The organism is Aulosira sp. FACHB-615, assembly GCF_014698045.1.
Classification (GTDB): domain Bacteria; phylum Cyanobacteriota; class Cyanobacteriia; order Cyanobacteriales; family Nostocaceae; genus Nostoc_B.
Genome location: NZ_JACJSE010000078.1, coordinates 1 through 4285, shown reverse-complemented (window position 1 = coordinate 4285; position 4285 = coordinate 1). Strand labels below are relative to the sequence as shown.

Here is a 4285-nt window from a genome sequence, read left to right as displayed (position 1 = left end):
GCCTCATCTACCATTTCAACCAGACGAGAGAGTTTATGAGATCGCTCTGGCAAAAATGCACTCCCATCTTGAAGAAATTGACCTGGATGATTACAAATTTGCTTCAGCTTCATTAATGTGGAGAGAATTAATCCCTTACGTTGAATCCCTTCGGCTGTTTGTAATTGTTCTTCGACATCTTTAACTACAACTTCATACAGTGATGCTTGCTCTTTGGTAAGATTAGTATAAAGTTTTTGTTCAACTTTATCGGGCAAGTCGCTGATAATTGATTGGTCAGTTTTCACTCGCCGCAAAATTAAAGGTTCAACTAATTTTTTTAAAGTAGTTGACTTTACTTTATCGTTATCTTTTTGAATGGGGATTTCAAAAGACTTACGAAACTGTGCCTCCTTTCCCAAATACCCAGGATTGAGAAAGTTAAAAATTGACCATAAATCCAATAAGCGATTTTCTACGGGAGTACCAGTCAAAGCCAGACGGTGTTGAGCCGAAAGTTTGAGAATAGCTTTAGTCTGTGCCGCCTTTGGATTTTTAATATTTTGCGCCTCATCCACTACCAAACGTTGCCATTTGACACTGTTGAAGAGTTTTTCATCTTTGCGAGCTAGAGTAAACGAGCTAATCACTATATCATACTGTTGGCAAGCCGCTTGAAAATCGGCAGAGTCAGTTAAGCGAGTGCTGCCATGATGTACAAGAGTTTTTAAATGAGGAGCAAACTTGGCAATTTCTTTATGCCAATTGCCAACAACGGAAGTGGGTGCAATTAGTAGTGTTGGTAAATGATGTTGTTTTGCATCTTTCTGGTGAACTAATAAAGCAATCACCTGTACGGACTTTCCCAGTCCCATATCATCTGCTAAACAGCCATTCAAGCCTAATTTTTCCAAATATTGCAGCCAAGAAACCCCCCGCTTTTGATATTCTCGCAGAGTACCTTGCAGACTTAAATGTTGTGAAATTGGCTCTAACTGACTTTTATCTTGCAGTTTGGACATAACTTCTGCTAAGGCTTGGTCATGTTCAATTTCCCAATCATCTCCAGCTTCGGCAGTACGTTGTATGAACTCCAGCAAAGTCATCTGCGGTTGCTCCGAACCGTGGGAGTCCCAAAATTGGAGTAATTGCTGCATTTTATCTCGGTCTAATTCCATCCATTGACCACGAAAATGCACTAAGGGAGCCTTAGTATTCACTAGTTGTTCCCATTCCTGTGGTGTAACCGTAGCATCGCCAATAGCTAATTCATACTGATACTGCACCAATGAATTCAAATCAAAATAGCTTTTGGTTTCACCCTTGGTAGAAGCTAATTTCTTTGTTGATGCTTTCAGGCGAATCTTAGCGCGACGGCGACCAGCAGGAGTGTACCAAGCTGGGACAATAATTTTAAAACCTGAATCCTCTAATACCCAAGCACTTTCCTTGAGGAAACCAAATGCTTCATCCAAAGTCAGCTGCATTCCGATGGGACACTCTGTTTCTAATCCTTGCCAAAGCTTGGGATACATCCGGGCAGCATAGCCTAGATTCAGTAGTAAATTAGTTTCAAAATCTTGACCATACTGTTTGTGAACACTTGCTTTGCTTTTTTGATTCATCAGCCAGTATTCTGCCAATGCCATCTTCAAGGAAGGGTCTTGTTTGCTAGATACCAAAAATTGAATCTGCCAATTGTCTATATCTTGGGCAGTTGGAGAATGCAACTGAAAGCATAGATGGAAGGGTAAGTTAGATTGAGTGTGCTGAATTCTGTTTTTCCATGCCAACCACTGTTGGTATTGGAGTAAAGAAGTTTCTGTCTTTAAGGGATTATATTTGTCTTGATTCAGACAATAGTAAATCAAAGAATCTGCTATTTGTTTATCAAAGGCGGCTGTGGAAATTGTGTGATTTACTAGATTTTGGAGAAGAGATTCGGAGAAATGCCGTAAAAGCGTTTCTTTGTCGAAAAATTCTATTTGTTGCTCTTGATGATGATTACCTGCTGTGCAAAGAAGTGGCATATACTCAATATATTTTTGAATATTTGCTTCATATTGCTCAGAAATAATTTCCCAAGTAGCATATATCTCAAATTGTTTTGAGGATAAATCTTTACTTTTGTTCTTGCGTGTTTTCTCCTTGAGTGCTGCTAAAGGTCGATATTTTAATGCCGGAATATATTGGTCTTTGAAGATGATTTGTCTAAATGCTTGCGTGTAATGATACCAGAATAGTAAATCTGAGCCAATTTGGAATTCATTTGCATTATAAAGTGCCAAAAAATGAATATCCTGAAGAAGTTTGACAATATTGATTAATTTTCTGCCTTTAGCCGAGACTACTGTTTCATAGCAGATGATGTTCCAGTATTGAAAATCTTCGTAACTTTCAGGAAATTCAAACTCTAGATACTTAATTAATTCTGGTGAAGGAATGGGCTGATTATGGACAGTCGGAAGCGCAAAATATTTGGTAGAGATGCGTTCTTTTAATTGTACAGGTGTCTCTTTAAATCCCAGATTCTGCATTAAGAAACTGATTAATTCTTCTTGTGGTAAATGTCTAGGATGAATCTGCTGTTTAGTACGACTTGGTTGAACTACAGAAGTTTCTATCCACAGATAAAAAGAACCAGATTGGATAAATTCATTTGTTTGGTCTGGTATCCAGGTGCCATGAAGAACTTGCATTGCCGTAATGCCTGTGGATTTTGCAGCGTAACTAGTATTTAAAAATTAATGTATCAAAAATTGTGTAATTTTTTGGTGATTTTAGTTTGATATCTCAAGATGCTTGTCACCTGGGTGTGGTTAAAGATAGTATTTATGTACTGTAAAAAACTTATTTTCCGACTTAAAATAATGTGCGGCATTTCTAAAAGCTAATGTCCACGCCCCTAACTCCAGCTACTCAACAAGTAAATGCCGCCCCGCACTACGAAACTATCACAGGGGGAAACAAAACCAGCAACCCTCACAGGAATTGAGAAGTATTTAGGCAGTGGACTGATCAAAGGAGCATCAATGTGCCAGAAATGGCTCGGTTTTGATCCGACACACTGAAGAGTTCACCAGTAAGACTTGTTCCCGTTGTGGGCATATCCACCATTCTTTAGGTGGACAAAAAATCTTTAAATGTTCCAATTGCGGCCATCATTTACCGCGAGATTGGAATGGAGCTTTGGGGAATTTCCTCAAGGCGTTGTGGGATACCACCTTGCTGCGTTCAGCAAGCTTTGATTTCGTTGAGATGGCACTATTTGTTTAGCAATGTTCAATCTTGAAGTATCAGCAATTGCTTCTGTGATAGTTTTGCAACGGTTCATCAATCGTGAAATTTAGTCATTTTTACTCGTGCCTTGAACATCCATCCATAGCCGAATACAGCTATTGCGGATGAATTTGGCGGTACGAATTGCATCATCTATTGCCGCTAATTGCGTTGATTTCCCATAAGCTTTGAATTCAAAAACTAGCATCGCTTCACCTCCTCTCTTATACTACAATGCTCGGTATAAGATTAATTGGAATACAATAAAAGTCGCCCTAGAAGTGCGAGGCTTTAGACCCAGTTTTTCGGTAAACTTATGTCTTACAGTGATTTCACCCTCAAAAAAGTGAAAACCGAATTTAACCTCACCATAGTTGAGCGTCCTACTTTTATTGGTGAAGTTGAACCCATAGCTCCTAGCGAATTTTTATCTATATTTCTGGAAAAGCACTTACCATTAGCTTTAGCGGTGAACACTGAAAAAGCTAGATCCGAATGGTTGATATCTCCAGTTCTTTTAGAAATTAAAGATACATTATCTAACGAAATTAGCTTATTTTCCGGCACAGATTTCACAGTTGATTCTTCTGTTGGACTAAACGGAGTTTGTGATTTTCTCATTAGTAAATCAACAGAACAATTATTTATTGAAGCTCCAGCAGTGGTAATAGTGGAAGCCAAAAGAGAAGACTTAAATGCAGGGTTAGGACAGTGTATTGCGTCTATGATTGCTGCTCAAAAGTTTAATCAACAAAATCAGACTCCTATTCCCACAATTTACGGAACCGTCACTACAGGCGATCGCTGGAAATTTCTCAAATTAGAAGACACTATCGTTACTATTGGGTTGCTAGAGTATAACATTCCTCCAGTTAATCAACTGCTAGGTATGCTAACAAGCTTTGTATCTTAGAGTGAACTACCTACACTGACCTTGCGGTACAGTGTAGGCTTCCCAATTCAATGGGGATTGCCTCAACCTTCGTAGATTTTTTACGTCCCGAAGATTTTGGTCTTACATCCCCTC

General features: G+C 38.9%; 2 protein-coding genes and 2 pseudogenes. 2 read left to right on the top strand and 2 right to left on the bottom strand.

From position 1 onward, the window contains the following. A partial coding sequence (locus H6G77_RS35210) for a DEAD/DEAH box helicase (protein WP_190874141.1) occupies nt 1–2678 on the bottom strand: 2678 nt, incomplete at its 3' end. Between the two features lie 340 nt (nt 2679–3018). Between H6G77_RS35210 and H6G77_RS35205 the strand changes: the two are divergent. Next, nucleotides 3019–3255: pseudogene (locus tag H6G77_RS35205) on the top strand (zinc ribbon domain-containing protein); the annotation flags it as partial. A gap of 73 nt (nt 3256–3328) precedes the next feature. Here H6G77_RS35205 and H6G77_RS35200 read toward each other — a convergent pair. After that, a pseudogene (locus H6G77_RS35200) lies at nt 3329–3466 on the bottom strand (RNA-guided endonuclease TnpB family protein); the annotation flags it as partial. A 108-nt stretch (nt 3467–3574) separates the two neighbouring features. On the opposite strand from H6G77_RS35200, the gene H6G77_RS35195 reads away from it, so the two are divergent. Next, nucleotides 3575–4171, top strand: coding sequence for a hypothetical protein (locus H6G77_RS35195; RefSeq protein ID WP_190874140.1), 597 nt, complete (start codon nt 3575–3577; stop codon nt 4169–4171). Nucleotides 4172–4285 lie beyond the last annotated feature (114 nt).

Bases quoted from the DNA above. Each gene is read 5' to 3' on its own strand.
- H6G77_RS35195 (WP_190874140.1), top strand. From the start codon at position 3,575: ATGTCTTACAGTGATTTCACCCTCAAAAAAGTGAAAACCGAATTTAAC.